Source organism: Thioalkalivibrio sp. ALJ16 (assembly GCF_000377345.1).
GTDB lineage: Bacteria > Pseudomonadota > Gammaproteobacteria > Ectothiorhodospirales > Ectothiorhodospiraceae > Thioalkalivibrio.
Map to the genome: position 1 here is coordinate 48,617 of NZ_KB898047.1, position 25,879 is coordinate 74,495.

Genomic DNA, 25,879 nt, shown 5'->3' on the forward strand with positions numbered 1-25,879 from the left:
GAATAATCTATCGATGGAGTACAGGAAGGCTTCATGAAACGTATTGCGCTGTTTCTGGCGACCAACTTCGCCATCATTATCGTCCTCAGCATCACCCTGCGCCTGCTGGGAGTGGAGCGCATCCTTGACGAGGAGGGGGTCAACCTCAACCTGAATGCGCTGCTGATATTTGCCGCGGTATTCGGCTTTGGCGGTTCCTTCATCTCGCTGGCCATCTCCAAGTGGATGGCGAAGAAGACGATGAAGGTCCACGTGATCGACAAGCCGCGCAATGCCACCGAGCAGTGGTTGCTGGAGACTGTTCAGCGCCAGGCCCGCGAGGCCGGGATTGGCATGCCGGAGGTGGGCATCTATGACTCGCCGGACCCGAACGCCTTTGCCACTGGCATGAGCAAGAACAATGCGCTGGTCGCGGTCAGTACCGGGCTGATGCAGAACATGGGGCAGGGCGAGGTCGAGGCCGTGCTGGGCCACGAGGTCGGGCACGTGGCCAACGGCGACATGGTCACGCTGGCCCTGATCCAGGGGGTGGTGAACACCTTCGTGATCTTCCTGGCCCGCGTGGCTGGCCACTTCGTCGACCGCGTGGTGTTCAAGAACGAGTCCGGTCATGGCCCGGCGTTCTGGATCACGACCATCGTCACTGAGATCATCCTGGCGATCCTGGCCTCGATCATCGTGATGTGGTTCTCGCGCCAGCGCGAGTTCCGCGCCGACGAGGCAGGGGCGAAACTGGCCGGGCGCGAAAAGATGATCGGTGCGCTGGAGTCGCTGGCGCGCGCTTCGGGGCGCCAGGTGGACATGCCCGATCAGATGGCGGCCTTCGGCATCCGCGGGGGCATGGCCCAGGGGCTGAAGAAGCTGTTCATGAGCCACCCGCCGATCGAGCAGCGCATCGCGTCGTTGCGCGCCAATGGCTGATCGTATCGGCTGATTCGTAACGGCGAGTCAGGCAGGAGAATAAAAGGCCGCCCTCAGGGCGGCCTTTATCGTTTTGCAGCGGCGTGCATCGCAGAAAGCGGTCAGCATCGCGACACGCAACGGGACTCTCTAATAGAAGCGACCGCGTCCGGCCGGACCGCCGAGGGCGAGGGCCGCATCCCCGACAAACGGGTTGCAGCGGCGCTCCTCCCCGAAGGTCGATTCCGGCCCGTGGCCGGGGACGAAGCGCGTGTCGTCCCCCAGCGGCCAGAGTTTGCCCGTGATGGACTCGAGCAGCTCACGGCCATTGCCGCGGGGGAAATCGCTGCGGCCGATGGCGCCATGAAAGAGGACATCGCCGACCAGGGCCAGACGGCTTTCGGGGTCGTGGAATACCACATGGCCCGGGGTATGGCCCGGGCAGTGCAGCACCTGCAGGGTGACCTCGCCGAGTGCGATGCGGTCACCATCCTCCAGCCACTGGTCGGGCGTCAGGGGCGCGATCTCGGAAACCCCGAAGACCCGCGCCTGGTCCGGCAGCTGGTCCAGCCAGAAGGCGTCGTCGCGATGGGGCCCGATCACTGGCAGGCCCGCATCTCGGGCCAGTTCGGCGGAGGCGCCGACGTGGTCCAGGTGGCCGTGGGTCAGCAGGATTTTTTCCAGGCGCACGCCGTGGTCCCGGGCGATCTGTGCCAGGTCCGCGGCATCCGCACCGGGGTCGACCCACGCGCCGGTCCCGGTGACGTCGCACCAGATCAGGGTGGCGTTCTGTGCCAGGGGGGTGACGGGGTGGCTGAGGTGGCGAAGCATGGCGGCGGATCCGTGAATGAATTCGAGTTTTCGGGGCGGCCCGAACGATCGTGTCGGGACCGGGGAATAGATTGGTTGCAGGCGCGTCTATTCGGGTATGTAGGTCTTCAAGGGTACGTGATATGACGGAACGGTGAACTTGTGACCCCCTGCGCATTCACCGGTTGACAAGAACATCGTCATATTAGAAGATTTGCATACGCTAATTGCTGTCCCCCCTGTCAGTAATTAGTGGACTCCTCCATCCTCCTTTGGTGGTTTTCTTGGCGCGGGCCTCGTCCCGCGCTTTTTTTTGCCTGTAATTCGCCTCCCGGCGCCGGGCATGTCTACCATGGACCCTGCCCGGGCCGCTGTGCCCGGTGGCACGCGTATCCATTCATCCCTGTTTCCCTAGCCGATAGCCTTCCATGACCCGACGCCTGAACAGTCTGCGTACCGCGGTGTTGTCCTTCGTGCTGCTGCCACTGTTGCTGCTGATGGCCGCCGTGGTGGCACTCGGACTGCATGAATTCCAGACGCAGATGGAGAATCGCATGCAGGAAGACATCGAGCTGGTCGCACGTTCGATTCGCCTGCCGGTGGCCAGCGGGATGCTGCAGGACGATGCCGCGGCGGTGCAACAGTCTCTGGATTCGCTGTTCCAGATCGAGGAGGTATTCGGGGTCTATGTCTACGATGCCGAAGGGCGCATGGTGGCGGCCAGTGGCCCACCAAGTCCGACCCTGCAGCGACGCGGGGAGGCGCGGGTCATCAGCGAGACCGGGAGTCTCGGGGCCTTCGGCGAGCACCGGGGCCGCGAGACCTTCTCCTTTTTCCTGCCGCTGTCCGATCCCGCCGGCCGTATCGTGGGGCTGCTGCAGGTCACCCGCGACGTCACCCCGTTCCGTGCCTATGTGACCCAGTTGCAGGGCCAGGGGCTGCTGTTGCTGCTGGCGGTGGCCGGCCTGTTCCTGGTGGTGGTCCTGTTCGGCTATCACCGCGCGGTGGGCCGGCACGTCTCGCGTCTGATGGCCGCCATGGGCGCGATCGGGGATGGCCAGCGCGGCCTGCGCGCGCCCGAGGACGGGCCGGCCGAGTTGCGCGGGCTGGCGGTGTCGATGAACCGCATGATGGAGCGGCGCGAGGCCTCGGAGGCCGAGCTCGAGGTGCAGCGCCGTGAACAGGTGCGTCTGGAGGAGAAGCTGCGGCATTCGGAGAAGCTGGCGGCCATCGGCCAGCTCGCCGCCGGGGTGGCGCACGAGCTGGGGACGCCCCTGGGGATTATCGCGGGGCGTGTGCAGCGCGCGATCCGGCACCTGCCGGACGGGGACCCGGCACGCAAGGAGATGCAGGCCCTGAAGACCGAACTGGAGCGGGTGGAGGTCATCGTGCGCCAGTTGCTGGACTTCGCCCGGCGCAACCCGCTGCAGCAGCGATCACTGGAGTTGGGGACGCTGGTGGCGGATCTGATCGAACGCGTGCATTCCCGCCATTCCGAACGGGCGGTGGAGTTTTACGTGCAGGGCGAACCGCTGACCCTGGTGGCCGATCCGCTGCGTCTGGGACAAGCCCTGGAGAATCTGCTGGAGAACGCGTCCCAGGCGGCCGCGAGCATGGTGCAGGTGAGCTGGCGGGCGGTTCCGGAGGGTGTCGAACTGGTGGTGGCGGACGATGGACCCGAGGCCGGGCGCGGGATCGGAGACGAGCAGGCCGCGCGCCTGTTCGAGCCGTTCTACACCACCAAGCCGACCGGCCAGGGGACCGGGCTCGGCCTCGCGGTGGTGCAGGTGGCCCTGGAGGACCACGGGGGGCGTGTGGTGCTGGATCGTAGTGTCCCGGGTGCGACGCGGTTTGTCGTGACCCTGCCGACGGACCCCGGGGATCTCCGGGGCGCCGGCGGTGATGGCGAGGAGGTGCCCCGATGAGCGGCAACACGCAGACCCGGGAGACGGTCCTGGTCGTGGAAGACGATCGCGGCCACCGCGAGCTGCTGGCGGAGGAGCTGGGCGAGGCGGGATATGCCGTGACCGCGGTGGCCAGCGCGGAGGATGCCGAACAGGTGCTGGCGCAGCATGCCTTCAGCCTGGTCGTGAGCGATCTGCGCCTGCCGGGTGCGGACGGCTTTCAGGTGCTGGAAGCGACACGGGCGCAGGCTCCGGCACCCGGGTTCATCATGTTGACCGGTTTCGGGACCATCGATCAGGCGGTGACGGCGCTGAAGGCCGGGGCGGACGAGTTCCTGACCAAGCCCGTGGATCTGGATCACCTGCGCCTGGCGGCCGATCGCGTCACCGAGGCCCGCCAGCTGAAGGCCGAGGTCCGTCGCTACCGGGAGGTCCTCGCGCAGGGCGACGGCTTCCATGGCATGCAGGGTTCCAGTCCGGCCATGCTGCGGCTGTTCGACCTGATTCGGCGTATCGCGGTGGCCGACGGCAGCGTGCTCATTACCGGCGAATCGGGCACCGGCAAGGAACTGGTGGCCCGCGCGCTGCACGCGGAGAGTCCGCGCGCCGAGGGCCCCTTCGTGGCGATCAACTGCGCGGGCATCCCCGAGGCGCTGCTGGAGTCGGAACTCCTGGGGCATGTGGCCGGTGCGTTCAGTGGAGCTCGGGGCGCGCGCCGCGGTCTGTTTACCGAGGCGGACGGTGGCACCCTGTTCCTGGACGAGATCGCGGAGATGCCCACGGCGATGCAGAGCAAGCTGCTGCGGCTGTTGCAGGATGGCCGCGTGCGGCCGGTGGGGTCCAACGAGGAGATCGCCACCAATGTGCGCATTGTGGCGGCCACGCATCAGGACCTGCAGACGCATATCGCCGAAGGGCGTTTCCGCGAGGACCTGTATTACCGCCTGGAAACCTTCCGGATCGAGATCCCGCCGCTGCGCGAGCGTGGCGAGGATGTCGAGCGCCTGGCGCTGCAGTTCCTGCGCGAACAGAGCCTGGCCCGGGGTCTTCCGGAGCGCCGCCTGAGCCCGGAGGCGCTGCGCGCCCTGCTGCGCTACCCCTTCCCCGGCAATGTGCGCGAACTGGCAAGTCTGATGGAACGCGCGGCCACGCTGGCGGCGGGCGAGGTGATCGAGCCCCGCGACCTGCCTGAGCGGGTCTTCGAGCAGGCCGGCAACGCTCCTGCCGCCACCGGGGCGGCGGACACCGCGGATGCCCCGGTGCCGGGCGTGGCGGACGACAGCCAGTGGCCCACCCTGGAGGAGCGCGAACGCGAGTACATCCAGCGGGTTCTGGAGCACGTGGGTGGCAACAAGCAGCGGGCGGCACGGATCCTCGGGATCGGCCGCAAAACGCTGTATCGCAAGCTCGGGGAAACCGACCCGACGTGACACCCTGACCCGGGTCAGCCCGACTCATGTGTCGTTATGACCCGCTTGTGATTGCCCGGCCTGGCCCTGGCGCTGCGGGCCGTGCATTACTTAAGATCATGTCGTAAAAAGACTTTTCGTTTTTTTTCGCGTTTTTGGCACGATGCCTGCTCCTTCCCTGGGCAGCAATCGAGGTCGCCGATCCTGAACAGCGGATCGGAACCTCCACACACGGTTGCGAAGAAAACGGGCCGAACGATGGCGGGACGCGATCCCGGTCCGATTCGGAACGAACCTCAAAGGAACCAAGGAGCACAATGATGAATATGCGCAAGACGATCCTCGCGATGGCCCTGACCTCCCTGTTCGCCGTTGGTGGCGCGGCCTCGGCCCAGTACGGCGGTGCCGAAGGCGGCGCTGGCGGCGGCGACATGGGCGGTGCCCAGGGCGGTCAGCCGCCGGCTCAGGAAGGCGGTGGTGCCGGTGCCCAGGGTGGCCAGCCCCCGCAGGGTGAAGCCGGCGGTGGCGCGGCCCAGGGTGGCGCCCCGATGCAGGAAGCCCCCGAGGTTGACCTGACCGAAGAAGACATCGACACCTTCGTGTCCGCCTTCGTCGCCGTGCAGGAAGTGCGCGAAGACTTCGCCGACCGCCTGCAGAATGCCGAGGACGAGACCGAGGCCCAGTCCATGCAGCAGGAAGCGCAGGACGAAATGGTCAGCGCGGTCGAAGATGCGGGCATGAGCGTCGAGGAATACAACGAAGTCGCCATGGCCCTGCAGAACGATCCCGAGCTGATGCAGGAAGTGCAGGAGCGCGCCGAAGCCCAGCTGTAAGTGGGGCATGCCGCGACCCCGGGCCGGGTGCCCGGGGGCTGCAGGGGGCGTCCTTCGGGGCGTCCCCTTTATTATGTGTGCGGGCGCGGCCATCTCGACACCGCGCAAAGCCATCCGCGTCCCCTCGGGACGGACTGGACTGTGGAGGCTGTACCGGGCCCGTGATTGCCTCTCTGCGCGCCGGCGTGGCGCCTCGCGCCCCCGCCTGGGTCTGCGTCCGTCCCGCCTCGGGTGGAATTCCTTTCCGCCTCGCTTGAATCGGCTGTCGGGAAGCGTTATTCTTGCGCGCTTTCTGAATCGCCCCGACCTCGGAGCATCGAACATCATGAGCACCATCAGCGCCAAGCCGGCCGAAGTCGAACGCGACTGGTTTCTCGTCGACGCCGACGGCAAGACCCTCGGCCGACTCGCCACGGAGATCGCACGCCGTCTGCGCGGGAAGCACAAGCCCGTGTACACGCCGCATGTCGACACCGGCGACTACATCGTCGTGATCAACGCGGAGAAGATCCGCGTCTCCGGCAACAAGGCCATGGACAAGAAGTACTTCCACCACACCGGTTACCCGGGTGGCATCAAGGAAGCCAACTTCACCCAGATGATCGAGCGTCATCCGGAGAAGGTGCTGGAGCTTGCCGTCAAGGGCATGCTGCCGCGCAACCCGCTTGGCCGGGCCATGTTCAAGAAGCTCAAGGTCTACGCCGGCACCGAACATCGGCACACGGCCCAGCAGCCGCAGCCGCTCGAAGTCTGAGCCGCACGAAACAGCAAGGGAATCGATCCGAATGGCTAGCAATCAGTATTACGGCACCGGCCGCCGCAAGACCGCCGCTGCGCGCGTCTTCCTGCGTCCCGGTACGGGCAACATCACGGTTAACGAGAAGCCGCTGGACGAGTTCTTCGGCCGTCAGACCTCGCGCATGGTGGTACGCCAGCCGCTGGAGGCGACCGAGTCGACCGAGAACTTCGACGTGATCGCAACCGTCAAGGGTGGTGGCGGCAACGGTCAGGCCGGCGCGATTCGTCTGGGTATTGCCCGCGCCCTGGTGCAGTACAACGAAGAGCTGCGCTCGCCGCTGCGTCGTGGTGGTCACCTGACCCGTGACGCCCGCGAGGTGGAGCGGAAGAAGATCGGCCTGCGCAAGGCCCGTCGTGCAACCCAGTACTCGAAGCGTTAAAATCCGCCTCGAGTTTCTGCGGGACGCACGCGATCCGGTTTACTGGGGGATCGTCTAGCGGTAGGACTGCGGACTCTGACTCCGCCAACCCAGGTTCGAATCCTGGTCCCCCAGCCATCCATAGAGAAGGGCCCCCTCGCGGGGCCCTTTTCTATGGATATTTGAGCGAGCCCAGGGTTCGAACCTGGAAGGTTCGGCGGAGCGCAGCGGAGCACTGCACGCGCGAAGCGTGTGCAGCCCGAAGGGTGAGGCGGCGCAGCCGCCGAATCATCCTGGTCCCCCAGCCATGGCGGTGTGCCCCTCGACGGGGCTCACCGCCATTTGCTTCGGACTGGTCACTCCTTCAGGTGAAGGGCCCCCTCGCGGGGCCCTTTTCTATGGATATTTGAGCGAGCCCAGGGTTCGAACCCGGAAGGTTCGGCGGAGCGCAGCGGAGCACTGCACGCGCGAAGCGTGTGCAGCCCGAAGGGTGAGGCGGCGCAGCCGCCGAATCATCCTGGTCCCCCAGAGGCCTCCCCCGACGCGGTCCCCGCAACCCGGCCGGGTCGGGATCATGCCGTCGTGGATGTCGTTTTGTCGCCCCTGCACCCCCGCCAAACTCGCTACACTGCCGACAGAGGCGCCGCGAACCGTCACCGGCGGGAATTCTTGCGGCCTTGTCGCGTCGAACCCTGCAGGAAGGTTGCGAACATCGCAGGATGGATGTGCGCCTGATAAAAAACGAAAGGATGAGGAGAGTGTTCATGTCGGTACCTGACAACCCTTACGAGCCCGTGACTGTCGATACCACCGCCCACGAGGTGGAAGGGGCCGATACCTGGTACATGGTCGGGATCTCCGGTATCCCGGACCCGGAGAACGAGGGGCATACCTCGAATGCCGGGTTCGTGGTCACCGACGAGGGCGTGGTGGTGTATGACGCGCTGGGCACGCCCCCGCTGGGCTTCGAGATGATCCGGCGCATCCGCGAGGTGACCGACCAGCCGATCAAGTACGTGATCGCCGGGCACTACCACGCGGATCACATCTACGGCCTGCAGGCGTTCGCGGATCATACCGATGCCAAGATCATCGGCCAGGCCCGTGCCCGCGACTACCTGGCCAGCCCGGGCGCGGTGTCGCGTCTGGAGCAGCGTCGGGGCGTGCTGGCGCCCTGGGTGGATGAAGATACCCAGATTATCCCGCCGGACGAATTTTTCGAGGACGAATACACCATCCGGCTGGGTGGCAAGACCTTCCGGTGCGTGCATGCCGGCCCGGCACATTCTCCCGACGACATCATCATGGTGGTGGAGGAGACCGGCGTGGTCTTCGCCGGGGATATCGTGTTCGATGGCCGCATTCCGTTCCTGGGGGACGATGCGCTGGACTCCGGAAACTGGGTTCGACGCCTGGAAGAACTGATGGAGATGGACCTCAAGTTCCTCGTGCCCGGCCACGGCGACGGGACCGATCAGGCCGCGCGGGCGGTCAAGTTCACGCGTGACTACCTGGTCAAGCTGCGCGAACACATGGCCGAGGCGGTGGAGAACATGGATTCCTTCGACGAGGCCTACGCCGCGATGGACTGGAGCGACTACGAGGACCTCCCCGCGTTCGAGCAGACCAATCGCAGCAACGCGAACGCGGTCTACCTGGAGATGGAAGAAAAGCTCTTCTGACCCGTTTCGTGGCGGGCCCGTGTCCACCCCGGTCGGGGCGGGCGCGGCTTGGTGTGGGCGCGTGCCGCGCCGGATCCGGCCCGTCCCCGGCCCCGGATTCAGGCCCGGGTGCTGCGGCAAGATACTTTGGTGCCCAAAAGCATGGACGAAGAGTGCGAGTTCGTGCGCCCCCGACACGGACCCGTTACTCTTTGCGCTCATTCTGATCGGGGGGCCAAGCCTCAATGACCGCCGAACGCGTTCGAGAAATACCCTATAACTACACCTCATTTTCCGACCGCGAAATCGTCATCCGCTTCCTCGGATCCGATACCTGGGACCTCCTCAACGAGCTGCGCGGCGAGCGTCGCACGGGCGTGTCCGCGCGCATGCTGTTCGAGGTGCTGGGCGACATGTGGGTGGTCACCCGTAATCCCTACATCCAGGATGATCTCCTTGAGGACAAGAAGCGTCGCAAGGCCCTGATCGATGCGATGCAGCACCGCCTGGACCAGATCGCGGCCCGCGCCGACGGCAACGAGAAGGCCCTGAAGCTGGCCGAGCGCGCGCAGGCCGCGGTCTCCGCGTTTGCCCGCGAGTTCACCGATACCGCGGCCCTGCGCGAGCAGGTGCGCAAGCGCATGAAGGGGCTGACGCACAAGGACAACATCCAGTTCGGCGGCCTGGCGCGGGTCTCGCATGTCACCGACGCCACCGACTGGCGCGTGGAACTCCCGTTCGTGGTCCTCACGCCCGACTCCGAGGAGGAGATGGGCCCGCTGGTGGCGGCCTGCATCGACCTCGGGCTGACGGTGATTCCGCGCGGGGGCGGCACTGGCTACACCGGGAGCGCGGTGCCGCTGTCGAAGCGCTCCGCGGTCATCAACACCGAGAAGCTGGAGGGACTGGGCGAGGTCAAACGCCGCGCCCTGCCCGGCGTGGATCACGAGGTGCCGGTGGTGCGGGTGGAGGCCGGCGTGGTGACCAAGCGTGTCTCCGAACTGGCCGACCGCAACGGCCTGGTATTCGCCGTGGACCCGACCTCGCAGGATGCCTCCACCATCGGTGGCAATGTGGCGATGAACGCCGGCGGCAAGAAGGCCGTGCTCTGGGGTACCGCGCTGGACAACCTTGCGGCCTGGACCATGGTCACGCCCGAGGCGGAGTGGCTGTACATCGAACGCCTGGAACACAACCTGGGCAAGATCCATGACGCCGCGACCGTGCGCTTCCGGGTCACGCGTTACCAGCCGGACGGGAGGACCCCGAAGGGCGAGCCCGAGATCCTGGAGATGCCGGGGCAGAACTTCCGCAAGCTGGGACTCGGCAAGGACGTGACCGACAAGACCCTGATGGGGGTCCCGGGGATCCAGAAGGAGGGCTGTGACGGCCTGATTACCTCGGCGGAATTCATCCTGCACCGGATGCCGGACAACATCCGCACCGTGTGCCTGGAGTTCTACGGGACCGACCTGCACCAGGCGGTGCCGGCGATTGTGGAGATCAAGGATTCGGTGGATGCCGAGGACGACGTGCTGCTGGCCGGTCTGGAGCATCTGGACGAGCGCTACGTACGTGCCGTGAAGTACACGCCGAAGGGTGCTCGGGGCGACCTCCCGAAGATGGTGCTGATTGCCGATATCGTCTCCGACAACGAAGACGCCCTGGGCAAGCTCGCCGCCAAGATGGTGCGCGCCGCCAATGCCCGTAACGGCGAGGGTTTCATCGCGGTGAGCCCGGAGGCGCGCAAGCGTTTCTGGGCCGACCGTGCACGGACCGCGGCGATCGCGCATCACACCAATGCGTTCAAGATCAATGAGGACGTGGTGATCCCGCTGGAGCGCCTGGCGGAGTACACCGAGGGCGTGGAGTCGCTGAACGTCCGCGAGTCACTGAAGAACAAGCTGACCATGGTCGACGAGATGCTCGACTGCCTGCGCGGCGACCACCCGGAACTGCGCGACCTGCTGGAGGACACCGGCGGCGAGGGCAAGCAGTGGTTCGAGACCAAACGCGAGCGGGCGGTGGAGCTTCTGGGCGAGGTGCGTCAGCGCTGGCAGGCGATCGCGGAGAACTTCTTCACGCTGGCCAGCGAGTGCGACACCCTCCTGGATGAACCGGCGCGGGCCGACCTGCGTGCGCACGACAAGCTGATCAACCTGCTGTTGCGGCGCAGCCTGCGCATCTCCTATCGCGCCGAGGTCGAGCGCCCGCTGTTCGAGATCTTTGGCGGGCACCAGCTGGAGCCCGTGCGCAAGCGCCTGACGGCGATCCATGACCGTGTGCTGACCAGCCGGCTTTTCATCGCCCTGCACATGCACGCCGGGGATGGCAACGTGCACACCAACATCCCGGTGAATTCCAACGACTATCAGATGATGCATCAGGCCGAACGCCTGGTGGACGACGTGATGCGCCTGGCCCGCGAGCTCAACGGGGTAATCTCCGGCGAGCACGGGATCGGCCTGACCAAGATGCAGTACCTGGAACCCGAGCGCATCGAGTCGTTCGCGAAGTACAAGAAGCAGGTCGACCCGAACGGCGTGTTCAACGCCGGCAAGCTGCTGGAGGGCTCCGGGCTGTCCAATGCCTACACGCCGTCCCTGCGCCTGGTGAAGCAGGAGGCGCTGATCCTGGAGCAGAGCGAGCTGGGCGATCTCAACGACGAGATCAAGGACTGCCTGCGCTGCGGCAAGTGCAAGCCGGAGTGCAACACGCATGTCCCGCGCGCCAATCTGCTCTACTCGCCGCGCAACAAGATCCTGGCGACCGGGCTGATTGTCGAGGCCTTCCTCTACGAGGAGCAGACCCGGCGCGGGCTGTCGCTGAATCACTTCGAGGAAATGAACGATGTGGCGGACCACTGCACCATCTGCCACAAGTGCCTGAACCCGTGCCCGGTGGACATCGACTTCGGTGATGTCACCATGCACATGCGTTCCATTCTGAACAAGAAGGGCAAGCGCAAGATGGCGCCGGCGACCATGATGTCGATGGCCTTCCTCAACGCGAAGGATCCGTCCACCATCAAGGGCATTCGCAAGGGCGCGATCCAGATGGGCTATGCGGCGCAGCGTTTCGGCCACATGGCATTCAAGAAGCTCAACCTGACCGGTGAGGGCAAGCGCCCACGCTCCACCACCGGCAAGTCGCCGGTGCACGAGCAGGTGGTGCACTTCGTCAAGAAGCCGATGCCGGCCGGGCTGCCGAGCCAGACCACCCGCCAGATGCTGGGGCTGGAGGACGCCCGCTACGTCCCGATCCTGCGCGACCCGGTCAAGACGGATCTGGACTCCGACGCGGTGTTCTACTTCCCCGGCTGTGGTTCCGAACGCCTGTTCAGCCAGGTCGGCCTGGCCACGCTCGCGATGCTGTACGACGTGGGCGCGCAGACGGTCCTGCCCCCGGGGTATCTGTGCTGCGGCTATCCGCAGAACTCCAACGGCGACTTCGAAAAGGGCTCGCAGATCAGCACCGAGAACCGGGTGCTGTTCCACCGCGTGGCGACCACCCTCAACTATCTGGACATCAAGACGGTGGTGGTCTCCTGCGGGACCTGCATGGATCAGCTGCTCAAGTACGAGTTCGAACGCATCTTCCCGGGCTGCCGCCTGCTTGATATCCACGAGTACCTGATGGAGAAGGGCGTGAAGCTGGAGGGGCTCAAGGGCGTGCAGTACATGTACCACGACCCCTGCCATTCCCCGATGAAGTCGCACAAGCCGACCGATGTCGCGGCCCGGCTCCTCGGCCAGGAGGTCCTGCAGTCGAACCGCTGCTGCGGCGAGGCGGGTACCTTTGCGGTCAGCCGCCCGGACATTGCCACCCAGGTGCGCTTCCGCAAGCAGGAAGAACTGCACAAGGGCATCAAGGAGCTGACCGGCAATGAGAAGGCGGAGAACGGCAACGTGAAGATGCTGACCTCCTGTCCGGCCTGCCAGCAGGGGCTGTCGCGCTACCGCGAGGACACCGGCCTGGATACCGACTACATCGTGGTCGAGATGGCCAACCGCCTGATGGGCGAGGGCTGGCAGAAGGCCTTTATCGAGCGTGCCCGCGAGGGCGGGATCGAGAAGGTCCTGCTGTAATTCCCGTTGCACACAAAGGGTGCGGGTTGGCTACAATCGGGCGAGGCGAGCGGTCGGGCCGGGGAATAAAGCCCGGTCGGACCACGTCGCCCAACGGGCGTCGGATACGCCTATACAGGGCCGCGGCAGTGCATGCGGCTTGACCACCCGTCCATGCAAGGGAGTTCGCATGACCATACGCTCTTTGAGTCCCCGCCTTGCGGCCATGGCCCTCTGTTTCGGGCTGGCCGCCGCCCCTATTGCGGCCAGTGCCCAGGCCTTTGTCGAATTCCCCGGTCGCAGCCTCTACGAGCGTTTCGGCGTGGATGCGGTCGACCTGTTCGACCTGCGTGGCCAGTTGTCCGGTTCCACGCTGATTGATGTCCGCCCGCGTCTTGAATACGACATCATGCATATCGAGGGGGCCCATCATGTCCCGTTGAGCGCCCCGGATTTTGAAGAACAGGTGCGCGCGCTCGAGCAGGAGCACGGCGGTCCGCTGGTGTTCTACTGCAACGGGCGCGAAAGCTACCTGTCCTACCGCGCGGCGGCGCGCGCCAACTCGGCCGGGCTGGGCCCGACCCAGGCCTACGATGCGGGTGTGAAGGACTGGGCCGACCGTTACCCTGGTCTGGCGATGCTGCGTGGCGAACCGATCGACGACCCCGAGTCCCAGCTGATCCCGGAAGAACGCTTCGATGCACGGCTGCTGGATGCTGACACCTTTGCCAGCCGCGTGCGTGCCGGCAACGCCGTGGTGCTGGACGTGCGTGGCAACGAGGAGCGTGACGAGATCTCGCTGTTCGCCGGCCGCGAGGTCTCGGCCCCGCTGGAGAATATCGACGCCCTCAACCGGATTGTCGATCAGGCTCGCCGGGACGGTCAGCCGCTGCTGATCTTCGACCAGAATGGCCAGCAGGTGCGCTGGCTGCAGTACCACCTCGAGGACCGCGGCGTCGAGGAATACCACTTCCTGGAAGGCGGGCTGCAGCGCTTCTATGACGAGGTCATGAGCCGCTAAAGCCGGTGCACGCGGGCGGAGGGTTTGCGTTCGTGTGTGTACAAAAAAGGGCCGGGATCTGCTGATCCCGGCCCTTTTTCCTGGTGCTTTCCGTCAGCGCCGGAACAGCGCCAGGAGGATCGAGATCACCACGCTGATTATCAGCATGGTGGTGATCGGAAAGTAAAACCGCGCGTTCTCGCGCTCGATCACGATGTCACCGGGCAGACGGCCCCAGGGGATCTTGCCCAGCCAGGGCCAGAGCAGGCCGATGGCGACCAGCAATCCGCCGATGATGATCAGCCACTTGCCGGTCTCGTTCATCGGTGCAGTCGCCTATCCGGCGGTCATTTCCTCGACACCGGAGGCGGAGCCGACCAGCATCACGTCCGCCGGCCGCCGTGCAAACAGGCCGTTGGTCACGACACCGGCGATGTGGTCGAGCTCGGATTCCAGTTCCACCGGATTCATGATGCGCAGGTTGTGCACGTCCAGGATCACGTTGCCGTTGTCGGTGCGGAAGCCTTCGCGCAGCTCCGGGTTGCCGCCCTGTTTCGACAGGGCGCGGGCGACATGGCTGCGGGCCATCGGGATCACCTCCACCGGCAGCGGGTAGGCACCCAGGTAGTCCACGACCTTGGTCTCGTCGACCACGCACACGAAGGTCTTCGATGCGGCCGCGACGATCTTCTCGCGGGTCAGGGCCCCGCCCCCGCCCTTGGTCAGGTGCAGGTGCCGGGTGGCCTCGTCGGCGCCGTCCACGTAGATCGGCAGCGGGCCGGCGGAGTTCAGGTCCAGCACCTCGATGCCATGTCCGCGCAGGCGCTCGGCGCTGGCCTCGCTGGAGGCGACGGCTCCGTCGATCTTGCCCTTGATGCCCGCCAGGGCGTCGATGAAGTAGTTCGCGGTAGACCCGGTACCCACACCCACGATCCAGCCGCTCTCGATCCGTTCCAGCGCCGCCTCGGCCACGGCCTTCTTCATTTCGTCCTGATTCATCAACATCTCTCGCATGTACGATCCATAACCTATTGAGGATACCGACTGCTCCGGCCCCGGGACAAGCGGAACCGTGAACCGCTCGCATGCTATGGTTTCGCCATGCAAATCCCCTATCTCGAGAAGATCCTGACCGCGCGGGTCTACGACGTGGCCCGCGAGACCCCTCTGGACTCGATGCCGACCCTTTCGCAGCGCCTGGGCTCGACGCTCTGGCTCAAGCGCGAGGACCTGCAGCCGGTGTTCTCGTTCAAGCTGCGCGGGGCCTACAACAAGATGGCCCAGTTGACCCCGGACCAGCGTGCAAAGGGCGTGGTGGCGGCCTCCGCAGGCAACCATGCCCAGGGCGTCGCGCTGGGGGCGAACCACCTCGGCATCAAGGCCGTGATCGTGATGCCGGTGACCACTCCCTCGATCAAGATCGCCGCGGTGCGTCGCTTCGGCGGCAAGGCCGTACTCCACGGGGATTCCTTCGACGAGGCCGCCGCCCACGCCCGCGAGCTGGAAGCCAAGCACGGCTACACGTTCATCCATCCGTTCGACGACCCCGACGTGATTGCCGGGCAGGGCACGGTGGCCATGGAGCTGCTGCGTCAGCATCCGGGCGAGCTCGATGCCGTGTTCGTCTGCATCGGAGGTGGTGGGCTGGCCGCAGGCATGGCGGCCTATATCAAGCGTCTGCGCCCGGAGATCAAGGTCATTGGTGTGGAGCCGGACGACGCGCCCTCAATGTACAAGGCGCTGCAGCAGAACCGCCGGGTCAACCTCAAGCAGGTTGGTATCTTTGCCGACGGCGCTGCGGTGCGCCAGGTCGGTAAGGAGACCTTCCGCCTGTGCCGCGATCTGGTCGACGAGGTCCTGCTGGTGGATACCGACTCCATCTGTGCGGCCATCAAGGACGTCTTCGACGATACCCGCGTGGTCGCCGAGCCGGCCGGCGCGCTGGCGGTGGCCGGTATGAAACAGTACCTCCAGCGCGAGGGCGTGCAGGGCGGAAACTTCGCCGCGGTGTTAAGTGGTGCCAACATCAATTTCGACCGGCTGCGCCATGTGGCCGAACGCGCCGAGATCGGCGAGCATCGCGAGGCCCTGTTCGCGGTCACCATCCCGGAGCGCCCGGGGAGTTTCCGCCACTTCTGCCAGGCCATCGGCAAGCGCGGAATCACCGAGTTCAACTACCGTTATGCCGATGACGAGCACGCGCAGGTGTTCGCCGGGATCAAGCTGGAGGGCGGTGATCACGAGCGCCGGGAGATCCTGGAGGCCCTGGAGGGGGCGGGGTACGAGGTGCTGGACATGACCGAGAACGAGGTCGCCAAGCTGCACCTGCGGCATATGGTCGGAGGCCACGGGGGCGAGGTCCGCAACGAGCGGATCTATCGCTTCGAGTTTCCGGAGCGGCCCGGGGCGTTGCTGAACTTCCTGACCCATATGGGGCAGACCTGGAATATCAGCCTGTTCCATTATCGCAATCATGGGGCAGCCTACGGGCGTGTGCTGGTCGGTATGCAGATCCCGTCCGAGGATCGGGCCCGGTTCCGCGAGTTCCTGAAGGAGGTCGGGTATCCGTGGCACGAGGAGACCAGCAACCCGGCCTACTCCCTCTTCCTTCGCTGACCGCATCTCATCAGGCGCTTGGTCGTCAGCGCAGCCAGGTCCTTCGTCTGGCCGTCTGTCTCGTGGTGGCTAGGCCTGGTTCGTCCTCTGGTGTTTACGGTGCCTCCGGTCCACGTACTGCTGAGCGCTGACTCGCCAGCGCGCCGCGCCCGTTTTTGATCAACAACGGGCTTTCTTGCTTGCCCAAGAAAGTGCCCAAAGAAGGGCACCCGGATTTCGCCCGGGAACCTCGCTCCGGACGCGCTGGGCCGGCGGCGCTGAACTCGCTGCGCCTTCGGCTCCGCTCAGACATCCAGCGCCCCGAATTTACGGAAAACGGGCCGGCCCATCACGCCCTCCGCGAGGGGCTCCATACGGGAGGCGAAGGTCAAAACCGAACGCATCCCCATGTTTGCGCCTAACCATAGGCAACGCCGCTCGAAAGCCCTTGGCGCCCGCTACGCGGGCGCGGCACGCAACGGCCAAAGGCCGAGAGCGTGCCCAAGATGTGCGAAGACCCAGCCTTTATCCATTGGCTAGACCGTCGGGACCGCCGTTGTTTTGACCTGCCTCCCCGTTGTCGTCGCGCCGAGTGGAGAGGGTTTTCGCGGGACGATTCAAAATAGAAACGGGGGCGCTGCATGTCTGAGCGAAGCCGAAGGCGCAGCGAGTTCAGCGCCGCCCGGGAAAAGCCTCGGAGCGAGGGAAACCCCGGCCCGCGTAGCGGGCCGGGGTCGCGGCAGTCGGGCGTGTTTCTTGGGTACTTCTTTGCACGAGCAAAGAAGTACCCCGCGGCGCGCTGGCGAGTCAGCGCCTGGCAGGCGGCCGGACGAAGCCACCGTAAACACCCGATGTCGAACCAGGCCTAGCCAAAAATGGGCAGGTTGTGGACCGAAGCCGCCGTAAAACCCAATGCCGAACCAGGACCAGCCACGACGAGGCAGGTGGCTGGATGACTGCGGCGAGTGCTTGGAACGCGGTGTGCGGTAGCGGACGGGTCAGGCGGGGCAGGGCGTCTGCCAGGTGGTGACGCGGGCCGGGTCGCCGTCGGTGTGATCGAGGCGGGCAAGCGTCATGCAGTTGCCCCAGACGCAGCCACTGTCCAGCGCCAGCCAGTCCGCCCCCACCCGATGTCCGAGCGCGGCCCAGTGTCCGAACACGATCGGGTGCCCGGCAGCGGCTCGTCCTGGCATCCGGAACCAGGGCCGGAGATCGGAGGGCGCCTCCTCGGGCGGGCCGTTGGCGGCGAACTCCAGGCCGCCGTCCGCTGTGAGATAGCGCATGCGGGTACAGGCATTGATGGTGTAGCGCAGGCGCTCGTATCCGTCGAGATCGGGACTCCAGTGCCTGGGTTCGTCGCCGTACATGACCTCGAACAGCGCGTGGCGTCGTGCCGGTTCGCGCAGCTCGGCCTCCACGCGCCGGGTTTCGCGTGCGGCCGTCTCCGGGTCCCAGGCGGGCGGGAGTCCGGCATGCACAAGGGTCCAGCCGCTGGCGGTGTCGCGGTGCAGCAAGGGGCGCCGGGCCAGCCAGTCGAGCAGGTCCGCGGCGTCCGGGGCGTCCAGCACCGGGCGCAGGGTGTCCTTGCCGCCAGGCGTGCGGACGCCCTGTGCGGTGGCGAGCAGGTGGAGGTCGTGGTTGCCGAGGACCGTCGTGGCGGCATCGCCCAGGTCCATGATTCGGCGCAGGCAGCCCAGGGAGTCCGGACCGCGGTTGACCAGGTCGCCGACCAGCCACAGGTGATCCACCGCCGGATCGAACCGCACCTGTTCCAGGAGTCGATCCAGCGGCTCCAGACAGCCCTGGAGATCCCCAACGGCGTACAGCGCCATCGTTCCGCCCGGCTTAGTGGAGGGTGCGCGGGACGGAGAGGGTGAACGGCGGGATCGGGGCGTCGAACGTGTTGCCGCGCTCGTCACGCATGCCGTAGGAGCCCTCCATGGTGCCCACCGGGGTCTCGATGACGGTGCCGCTGGTGTATTCGAAGCTGTCCCCCGGCGCAATGCGGGGCTGTTCCCCGACCACGCCTTCGCCGCGGACCTCCTGTGTCTGGTCGCGCCCGTCGCGGATGATCCAGTGACGGTTGATCAGCTGCACGGTCAGTGCCCCGGCGTTGCGAATGACCACGTGGTAGGCGAACACGTAGCGGTCGTCATCGGGTTCCGACTGGTCCTCCACGTAGGCGGTGGAGACCTCGATCTCGATGCCGTGGGCCTCGATGTCGTGCTCTGGGGTCGGATTCATGCGGATAGGGCTCCAGGTTCGTGGGCAGGCCGCGGCCTGGTCTCAGGGCTTCACTGACCGGCTGGCGCTAACGGCAGCGCCCAGCAGGCCGGGCTCGGGGTGCATGATAAGGGCCACGGGCAATTGCTCAAGCAGGTGGGTCATCGGTGGGCGATTGCGGAAGGCGGTGCGGAAGCGGGGGCCGCGAAAGGCCTCGCTCCAGCGCGGGGCGATACCGCCAGCCAGAAAGACGCCGCCGGTGGGCAGGGCGGTCAGGGCCATGTCGGCCAGCTGGCCGGCATAGACCCCGACAAAGCGATTGATCACGGCCAGCGCGGCCTCGTGGCCCGCCAGCGCCAGTTGGCTGATGGCCGCGGCCGGGTCGGTCTGGTCCAGGGCCAGCTGCAGGTCAGGGTCCGGCTGGCGGTCGAGCTCGAAGCGGCCGATGCGGGCAATGCCGCGGCCACTGAGCAGGTGTTCACGGGTGCAGTAGCCAAGTTCGCGGGCAATGAAATCGGCCAGCGCGGCCTCCTCTGCGCCGCTGGGCGAGAAGCGCGCGTGGCCGCCCTCGCCGGGATAGATCGCGGCGGCACCCGGTGGTCCCACCATACAGGTCCCGAGGCCGGTTCCGGCCCCCGCGACCAGGCGCAGGCCCGCCGGGTCACGGGCCCCTTCCTGCAGCAACAGCAGGTCATCCGGGCGCAGGGCATCCAGGCTCGAGCCGATGGCGGCGAAGTCATTCAGCAGGGTGACCGGCAGGCCCAGGCGCTCGCTCAGCGCGCGCGAGTCCAGCGGGGGCCAGGACAGGTTGGTGACCCGGGCGCGGCCGTGGTGCACGGGACCGGCCACCGCGAGGCCGGCGGCAGCGAGTGCCGTGACCGAGGACTGCTCGCTGCGCCAGTGTTCGAGGATGGTCGCGAGATCGGGGAAGTCGCGGCTGGGGTAGCGCTGCGCCTCGTGCAAAGACCAGCCGGCCGCGTCGCGGTGGGCGCGCGCGACGCGGGTGTTGGTCCCGCCAACATCGGCAACGATCAGGTCCATACGGCCATGGTAGCCGATCGCGGCCGCGGGTTTCGCGCGGGGCGTCAGCCGGCGTTCGTGTGGAGGCGCCGGGCCAGCGCCTCGAATCCGGCAACGCCGATGTTCTCCGGGCGCTCGCCGGGGTCCAGCCCCGCGGCCTCGAGATCGGCGGCCTCGGCCATTCCCGCAAGCCCGCGGCGCAGGGTCTTGCGGCGGCTGGAGAATGCCTGGTTCACCACCCGCGCAAAGGTCGGGTACAGCGCTGCCGCGACCCGGGGCTCGGCCAGGGGCGTGATCCGTACTACCGCGGAGTAGACCTTGGGCGGCGGATGAAAGGCCCCCGGGGGAACGGTGAACAGGGCCCGCGCGTCGGCACGCGCGGCCACCATCACCGTCAGGCGGCCGTAGCGTTTGCTGCCCGGTGCCGCCGTGAGGCGCTCGACCACTTCGCGCTGCAGCAGGAAGTGCATGTCGCGTATGGCGCCGACCTGGTCCAGCAGGTGAAACATCAGCGGGGTGGAGATGTTGTAGGGCAGGTTGCCGACCACGCGCCAGCCGCCGGCGGGCAGCGGCCCGAGGTCGGCCAGGCGCAGGTGCAGGGCATCGCCCGTATGCAGTTCCAGCCGCTCGGGCGGGAATCCGGCGCGCAGCCCGCTGGCGAGGTCGCGGTCAATCTCCACCGCGACCAGGCGCTCCAGGCGTTCCAGCAGGACGGCGGTCAGCGCGCCGCGTCCGGGGCCGATCTCGAGTACGGCATCACCCGGCTGCGGGTCGATCGCGGCGACGATGCGCGCGAGGATGCCGGCGTCGTGAAGGAAGTTCTGGCCGAAGCGCTTGCGAATCGGAGACGAGGTCTTGATGCGGCTCATGTGGCGGTGGTGCTCCGGCGGGCCGCGGCGCGGGCCGCGAGGGTTTCCGCCAGACGTTCGGCGGCGAGGAAGCTGCCCGCCTCGGCGCGTCCGGTCCCGGCCAGATCCAGCGCGGTCCCGTGGTCCACCGAGGTGCGGATGAAGGGCAGGCCCAGGGTCACGTTGATGGCCCCGCCAAAGCCGGCATGCTTGAGTACCGGCAGGCCCTGGTCGTGGTACATCGCCAGCACCGCGTCCACACCCTCCAGGGCGCGCGGGGTAAAGGCGGTATCGGCAGGCAGCGGCCCGCGCAGGCGCCAGCCGGCGGCGCGCAGGCGGTCGAGGACCGGGCTGATGATCTCGATCTCCTCGCGCCCGAGGACGCCATCCTCGCCGGCATGCGGGTTCAGGCCGCAGACCGCGATGACCGGGTCTTCGATGCCGAAGTCGCGGCGCAGGTCGTGATGCAGGACGCGGGTCACGGTCTCCAGCCGTTCGGCGGTGATGGCATCGGGGACTGCGCGCAGCGGCAGGTGGGTGGTGACCAGCGCGACCCGCAGGCCCTCGGTGGCCAGCATCATGACCGGCATCGCGGCGTCGGCGCGCTCGGCCAGCCACTCGGTATGGCCGCTGAAGGCGATCCCGGCACGATTGATCACACCCTTGTGGACCGGGCCGGTGACCATGGCCTCGAAGTGGCCCTCCAGGCAGCCGTCGGCCGCGCGGGCCAGCAGCGCCAGCACGTGCTCGGCATTGGCCGGGTCCAGGGTACCGGCCACGACCGGCGCCGCGGTCGGCACCGGCAGGATCTCGAGGTGGTGAGCTGCGGTCGCGGTGCGCGGGCGCGCGGGGTCGAACTCCAGCAGCTGCAGGGGTTCGCCCAGCTTCCGGGCGCGGGCCTCGAGCACGCCGGGGTCGGCGATGGCCACCCGCTGCGCCTGACCGGGATGGCGGGCCATGGCGATCAGGAGATCCGGCCCGATACCGGCGGGGTCGCCAGCGGTCAGGGCCAGGCGCGGGACCGCGTGGCCCCTGCGCGGATCAGGAGCCGAAGCCGTCGACCCGGTATTCGACATAGGCCTCGTCCCGCAGACGCCGCAACCACAGCTCGAGTTCTTCGTCGCGCTTGCGGTTTTGCAGGATCTCGCGGGCGCGGGCGCGGATCTGCTCGCGCGAGGTATCGACCTCGCGGCGCTCCAGCACCTCGATGATGTGCCAGCCGAACTGGCTCTGGACCGGCTCGCTGACGACGCCGGGCTCCAGCGTATCCATGACCTCTTCGAACGCGGGGACCAGTTCGCCCGGGCTGACCCAGCCCAGGACGCCGCCCTGGGCGGCGGAGCCGGGGTCATCGGAGTTGGCACGGGCCAGGTCCTCGAAGCTCGCGCCCTCGCGGATACGGTTGTACAGCGACTCGGCCTGGCGCCGGGCGTCCGCCTCGCTGCGGACCTGGTCGGGGCTGATCAGGATGTGGCGGGCCCGGGTCTGCTGCACCCGGGTCTGGTCGCCGCCCTCGCGTTCCAGCAGCTTCATGATGTGGAAGCCGCTGGGCGAGCGCAGGACCTCGCTGATCTCGCCGGTACGCATCAGCACGGCCTCGCGGGCAAAGACGGTGGGGATCTCGCCGGCCGAACGCCAGCCGAGATCGCCGCCCTCCAGGGCCTGCGGGCCTTCGGATTCGCTGATCGCCACGGTGGCGAAGTCCTCGCCGGAGCGCACGCGTTCGCGCAGCGCCTCGGCCTTTTCGCGCGCCGCGGCGATCTGGCGGGCGTCGGCGCCCTGCGGCAGGGCGACCATGATCTGGGCGATGCGGTAGCGCACGCCGCGGTCGATGGCGCCGCTTTCGGAGGCAATCAGGTCGGCGATCTCCTGGTCGGACACGCGGATGCGCTGGTCCACCTGACGCCGTTGCAGCTGGCTGACGGTCAGTTCGTGGCGGATCTGTTCGCGGAAGGCGTTGAAGTCGACGCCGTCCTGCATCAGGGCCTGGCGCAGCTGCGGCAGGGTCATGCGGTTTTCGCGGGCGATGTTTTCCATGGCCCGGTTCAGGGTCATTTCGTCGATCCTGATCCCGACCCGCTCGGCCTCCTGCAGCTGCAGGCGTTCGACGATCAGGCGTTCCATTACCTGGCGCGCCATGGTGTCCTGGTCCGGTGGCCGGTTGCCGCGCTCGATCATCTGCTGGGCGACCAGGTTCATGCGTTCGACCAGTTCGCGCTGGGTGATGACGTCGTCGCCGACCACGGCGAGGATGCGATCGGTGAAGCGGTCACCCTCGGGGGTGATCGGGGCGGCCGGCGCCCCGCTGCCGCTGGCGGCGCCCGGGGTCACCGGGGCCTCGACCGCGCCTTGCGACAGGCCGCCGGCCTCCGGGCCGGATATCTGGGCGGCGGCCGGGAGCGCAAGGCCCCAGGCCAGGGCGGCCAGCAGCAGGGCGCGAACGCCGTGGCGGCCGCGTGGTTCAGGGACGTGCGTCATATCCGGCAATACCCTCGCGCAATAGCGAATCCACGCCGGAGTCGAACCGTGCCAGGCCGTCCAGCGTGAGTTGGAAATAGATCGAGTTGTCGTAGGTCTCGTCGAAGGCGAGCGCGCGGCGAGCCACCACGCGAATACCATAGCAGCAACTACGATACTGAAGCCCGGTCAGAAATTCGAGATCGCGTTCCTGCTCGAGGCTGTAGTTCCAGCGGCCGATGGCGTCGATGCGCTCGCTGACCGGCCACAGCACCGAGATATCGGTCTGATCGATGGAGCGCGCCCCGGCCTCGCGCTGGCGATAGCCGAGGTTGATCCGGGCGCGTTCGCGCGGGCTGTAGCCGATCGCGACCGCCGCCAGGGTGGTTTCACCCGCGTCCCGGTTGTAGAGGATGGAGCCGCGTCCGTCCCAGGCATCGCCGATGCGGACGCGGCCTTCCAGCGCCAGGTCGGAGGTGGAGCGGTCCAGCGCCGGGGCGTTCGGGTCGCGCCGGACCTCGCGATCGGAGAGGTAGTGGATCTGCCCGGCGGACAGGCTCAGGCGCTCGCGCCCGGTCTGCTGGTCGAGGATGCGCGTGGTCAGGGCCGTGGTGACCTGGTGGGTATCCCCCACACGGTCGGCGCCGACGAAGCGGTCGAGGCTGAACAGGTTGTCGAAGCTGAAATCGGCCTCGCCGGTGTCGAAGATCGGGATCGCGTCCTGATCGCGGAAGGGCACGTAGCCGTAGAAGACGCGCGGCTCCAGGGTCTGCAGACGGCGCCCGCTGGCGACCGGGCGCTCGAAGACCAGCCCGGTGTCGATGGAGGCGCGCGGCACGGTGCGGCTGATGGATTCCGGCCCCGTGGTCTGGCCGCGACGGTCGAGTTCGTAGCGGGTGTGGCGCACCCCGGCGGCGGGTTCGAAGAAGAAGCCGCCGGTGTCATGGCGCCAGCGCACCTCGGGGTTCAGGTCCAGGCGCGTGCCGAGGGGGCGGCCGGACTGATCCTCCTGGCGTTCGAAGCGCACCAGCTCGGTGGCCAGGCCCCAGGACAGCCCGCGGCCGAGGTATTCGCCGGCGTCCAGCGTGATCTGGGGCAGGCGCTGGTAGGGCTCGCCGGCCGCGCTCAGCTCCGGGTCGACGATCTGGTAATCCTCGATACGGGTGCGCAGGCGGTAGGCCGGCTGGTTCCAGGTCAGGTCGGCACGGCGGCGCAGGTAGGGCGTGGCCCCGGCGTAGCGGTCGGAATTGCCGAAGTCGAAGAAGTACTCGGGGTCGGAGACATCGGCGGCGTCCACGCGCAGATCGAGGTTCGAGGTGATGCGGGTACGGTGCTGCCACTGGGCGAACTGGCGGTCGTCCCCGGTGACGCGGTCGTTCGGCAGGTAGCGCACATCGAGCACGCCCTCGTGCCGTGGCTGCAGGTAGCGGAACTCGGTGCCCAGCTTGACGCCGCGATCGGCCATCACGCGCGGGGTGAAGGTGGCGTCGTAATTGGGCGCGATGTTCCAGTACCAGGGGGTGGCGATGTCGAGGCCGGTGCGTCCGCCGGTGCCGATGCTGGGTAGCAGGAAGCCGGTCTTGCGGCGGTCGTCCAGCGGGAAGTTGATGTACGGGGTGTAGGCGATGGGTACGCCCTTGAAGCGTATGGTCGCGTTGCGGGCCACGCCGACCCCGCTTTCGCGGTCCAGCTCGAGGTCGCCGGTACGCAGCCACCAGGAGTCGTTGCCGACCGGGCAGGTGGTGTACTCCGCATCCTCGAAGTCGTGGCGGTCGGGGTCGTGCTGAACGCCGCGTGCCGCGCTGCCGCGCGCCGGGATGGACTGCACCAGGAAGTCGATTCTCCGGAATTCGCCCGTCTGCGCGTCCAGGCGGTATTCGCCGCCCTCGGTATGCAGCAGCAGGTCGCCGTCGAACAGGCGGGTGTCGCCTTCCGTGCGGGCAGTCCCGGAAGCGCGGTCGTATTCGAGGAAATCGGTATCCAGGCGGCGCCCGGACTCGAACAGCTGCACGTTGCCGGTGGCCGAAATGCGCTCGCCGTCACGGCGAATGAAATCGGCGTCGATATCGGTCAGCCCGCCTTCCAGGGTGCGCAGTTCCGGCCACTCCACCCCCGGGGCGAATTCGCAGCCGGACGGGCGTTCCGTGGCGCTGGCCGCCGCTGGGAGCAGGACTGCCACCAGGCCCAGCCCGGCGACCACCGACCGCGCGTCGATTGCGGGGCGCGGGGCGCGGCTGACGGGCCGGAGGCTCATTCCCGGATCAGGACAGTAGCTGGCGGATCTCGTCGAAGATCAGCTCGATGTCGCGGGTACCGTTGATGTGCTTGAGCAGGCCGTGATCGTCGTAGTATTCGATCAGCGGCTGGGTCTGCTCCTCGTACACCTTGAGGCGGTTGACCACGGTCTCTTCGTTGTCGTCTGCGCGGTGGATCAGTTCGCCGCCGCACAGGTCGCACACGCCTTCCTTCTGTGGCGGGAAGGTGTGGGTGTTGAACACGGCGCCGCAGTCGCCGCAGGAGACCCGCCCGGTCAGGCGCTGCTTGAGCTCCTCGAAGGGCACGTCGATCTGGATCGCACGGTCCAGCGGAGACTCGATGTCGCTCAGCATCTGGTCCAGCGCCTCGGCCTGGGCGACGTTGCGCGGGAAGCCATCGAGGATGAAGCCCTTCTGCGCATCGGGCTCCTGCAGGCGGTCGCGGATCAGCCCCAGCACCAGGTCGTCCGGGACCAGCTGCCCGGCGTCCATCGCGCTCTTGGCCTTCTTGCCGAGTTCGGTCTCGGCGGCGACCGCGGCGCGCAGCAGGTCGCCAGTGGAGATCTGGGGGATACCGAAGGTGGCGACCATCTTCTTGGCCTGGGTGCCCTTGCCGGAACCCGGGGCGCCCATCAGGACGATACGCATAGTTGACTCCTGCCGGGTGCCGTACCGAACCGCAGGACTAGCCGGGAACGGGACGGCACGGTGAATTGCGGTGGCGAAACGGGCAGCCGACC

General features: G+C 67.2%; 21 protein-coding genes, 1 tRNA gene and 1 pseudogene. 11 read left to right on the forward strand and 12 right to left on the reverse strand.

Annotated features, from left to right (window positions below; all coding sequences use genetic code 11):
- Positions 1–33: 33 nt before the first annotated feature.
- Positions 34–921, forward strand: a complete 888-nt coding sequence (gene htpX / locus D000_RS0109945; protein ID WP_018873382.1) for a protease HtpX — start codon at positions 34–36, stop codon at positions 919–921.
- Positions 922–1,050: 129 nt separating this feature from the next.
- On the opposite strand, the gene D000_RS0109950 is transcribed toward htpX, so the two are convergent.
- Positions 1,051–1,731: an MBL fold metallo-hydrolase gene (locus tag D000_RS0109950; protein WP_018873383.1), complete on the reverse strand. Its 681-nt coding sequence runs from the start codon at positions 1,729–1,731 to the stop codon at positions 1,051–1,053.
- A gap of 407 nt (positions 1,732–2,138) precedes the next feature.
- Here D000_RS0109950 and D000_RS0109955 point away from each other — a divergent pair, with 407 nt between their 5' ends.
- From D000_RS0109955 to D000_RS0109995, 9 genes are all read left to right on the forward strand, one after another.
- Entirely contained in the window at positions 2,139–3,635 is a 1,497-nt protein-coding gene (locus D000_RS0109955; protein WP_018873384.1) for an ATP-binding protein, read from the forward strand.
- On the forward strand, positions 3,632–5,044 hold the full coding sequence (locus tag D000_RS0109960) for a sigma-54 dependent transcriptional regulator (RefSeq protein ID WP_018873385.1): 1,413 nt from the start codon (positions 3,632–3,634) through the stop codon (positions 5,042–5,044). Before D000_RS0109955 ends, D000_RS0109960 begins: the two co-directional genes overlap by 4 nt.
- A gap of 299 nt (positions 5,045–5,343) precedes the next feature.
- Positions 5,344–5,856: a DUF4168 domain-containing protein gene (locus D000_RS0109965; RefSeq protein ID WP_018873386.1), complete on the forward strand. Its 513-nt coding sequence runs from the start codon at positions 5,344–5,346 to the stop codon at positions 5,854–5,856.
- A 325-nt stretch (positions 5,857–6,181) separates the two neighbouring features.
- Complete coding sequence (rplM, locus tag D000_RS0109970) at positions 6,182–6,610, forward strand: 50S ribosomal protein L13 (protein ID WP_017940583.1); 429 nt, start codon at positions 6,182–6,184, stop codon at positions 6,608–6,610.
- 31 nt (positions 6,611–6,641) lie between these two features.
- Positions 6,642–7,034 carry a 30S ribosomal protein S9 gene (gene rpsI / locus D000_RS0109975; protein WP_018873387.1) on the forward strand — a complete coding sequence of 131 codons (393 nt, stop codon included), beginning with the start codon at positions 6,642–6,644 and terminating at the stop codon, positions 7,032–7,034.
- Positions 7,035–7,077: 43 nt separating this feature from the next.
- Positions 7,078–7,151 (forward strand) — tRNA-Gln (locus D000_RS0109980).
- 626 nt (positions 7,152–7,777) lie between these two features.
- Complete coding sequence (locus D000_RS0109985; protein ID WP_026279902.1) at positions 7,778–8,695, forward strand: MBL fold metallo-hydrolase; 918 nt, start codon at positions 7,778–7,780, stop codon at positions 8,693–8,695.
- Positions 8,696–8,919: 224 nt separating this feature from the next.
- Complete coding sequence (locus tag D000_RS0109990) at positions 8,920–12,762, forward strand: DUF3683 domain-containing protein (RefSeq protein WP_018873389.1); 3,843 nt, start codon at positions 8,920–8,922, stop codon at positions 12,760–12,762.
- 169 nt (positions 12,763–12,931) lie between these two features.
- Positions 12,932–13,762: a rhodanese-like domain-containing protein gene (locus D000_RS0109995; RefSeq protein WP_026279903.1), complete on the forward strand. Its 831-nt coding sequence runs from the start codon at positions 12,932–12,934 to the stop codon at positions 13,760–13,762.
- Positions 13,763–13,855: 93 nt separating this feature from the next.
- Here D000_RS0109995 and D000_RS0110000 read toward each other — a convergent pair whose 3' ends face one another.
- Both D000_RS0110000 and rpiA read right to left on the reverse strand, forming a co-directional pair.
- Positions 13,856–14,065: a DUF2905 domain-containing protein gene (locus tag D000_RS0110000; RefSeq protein ID WP_018873391.1), complete on the reverse strand. Its 210-nt coding sequence runs from the start codon at positions 14,063–14,065 to the stop codon at positions 13,856–13,858.
- Between the two features lie 12 nt (positions 14,066–14,077).
- Positions 14,078–14,740, reverse strand: a complete 663-nt coding sequence (gene rpiA, locus D000_RS0110005; RefSeq protein WP_196800604.1) for a ribose-5-phosphate isomerase RpiA — start codon at positions 14,738–14,740, stop codon at positions 14,078–14,080.
- A 102-nt stretch (positions 14,741–14,842) separates the two neighbouring features.
- Between rpiA and ilvA the strand changes: the two genes are divergently transcribed.
- On the forward strand, positions 14,843–16,357 hold the full coding sequence (gene ilvA / locus D000_RS0110010; protein WP_018873393.1) for a threonine ammonia-lyase, biosynthetic: 1,515 nt from the start codon (positions 14,843–14,845) through the stop codon (positions 16,355–16,357).
- Between the two features lie 284 nt (positions 16,358–16,641).
- Here ilvA and D000_RS14490 read toward each other — a convergent pair.
- From D000_RS14490 to D000_RS0110055, 9 genes and pseudogenes are all read right to left on the reverse strand, one after another.
- Positions 16,642–16,865 (reverse strand): annotated as a pseudogene (locus tag D000_RS14490) (hypothetical protein).
- A 469-nt stretch (positions 16,866–17,334) separates the two neighbouring features.
- On the reverse strand, positions 17,335–18,168 hold the full coding sequence (locus tag D000_RS0110020) for a symmetrical bis(5'-nucleosyl)-tetraphosphatase (RefSeq protein ID WP_018873395.1): 834 nt from the start codon (positions 18,166–18,168) through the stop codon (positions 17,335–17,337).
- Positions 18,169–18,181: 13 nt separating this feature from the next.
- Positions 18,182–18,580 (reverse strand): Co2+/Mg2+ efflux protein ApaG, encoded by a 399-nt coding sequence (gene apaG, locus D000_RS0110025; RefSeq protein ID WP_018873396.1) that lies wholly within the window; start codon positions 18,578–18,580, stop codon positions 18,182–18,184.
- A 42-nt stretch (positions 18,581–18,622) separates the two neighbouring features.
- Positions 18,623–19,600, reverse strand: coding sequence for a glucokinase (locus D000_RS0110030; RefSeq protein ID WP_018873397.1), 978 nt, complete (start codon positions 19,598–19,600; stop codon positions 18,623–18,625).
- A 44-nt stretch (positions 19,601–19,644) separates the two neighbouring features.
- Positions 19,645–20,448, reverse strand: coding sequence for a 16S rRNA (adenine(1518)-N(6)/adenine(1519)-N(6))-dimethyltransferase RsmA (gene rsmA, locus D000_RS0110035; RefSeq protein WP_018873398.1), 804 nt, complete (start codon positions 20,446–20,448; stop codon positions 19,645–19,647).
- Complete coding sequence (gene pdxA / locus D000_RS0110040) at positions 20,445–21,503, reverse strand: 4-hydroxythreonine-4-phosphate dehydrogenase PdxA (RefSeq protein WP_026279905.1); 1,059 nt, start codon at positions 21,501–21,503, stop codon at positions 20,445–20,447. The genes rsmA and pdxA overlap by 4 nt, the downstream gene beginning before the upstream one ends.
- Positions 21,469–22,905, reverse strand: coding sequence for a peptidylprolyl isomerase (locus D000_RS0110045; RefSeq protein WP_018873400.1), 1,437 nt, complete (start codon positions 22,903–22,905; stop codon positions 21,469–21,471). Before D000_RS0110045 ends, pdxA begins: the two co-directional genes overlap by 35 nt.
- The gene (locus D000_RS0110050; protein WP_018873401.1) at positions 22,889–25,138 is read right to left on the reverse strand and encodes an LPS-assembly protein LptD; all 2,250 of its coding nucleotides are present in this window, start codon (positions 25,136–25,138) and stop codon (positions 22,889–22,891) included. The genes D000_RS0110045 and D000_RS0110050 overlap by 17 nt, the downstream gene beginning before the upstream one ends.
- A 7-nt stretch (positions 25,139–25,145) precedes the next feature.
- Entirely contained in the window at positions 25,146–25,787 is a 642-nt protein-coding gene (locus D000_RS0110055) for an adenylate kinase (protein ID WP_018873402.1), read from the reverse strand.
- Between the last annotated feature and the right edge of the window lie 92 nt (positions 25,788–25,879).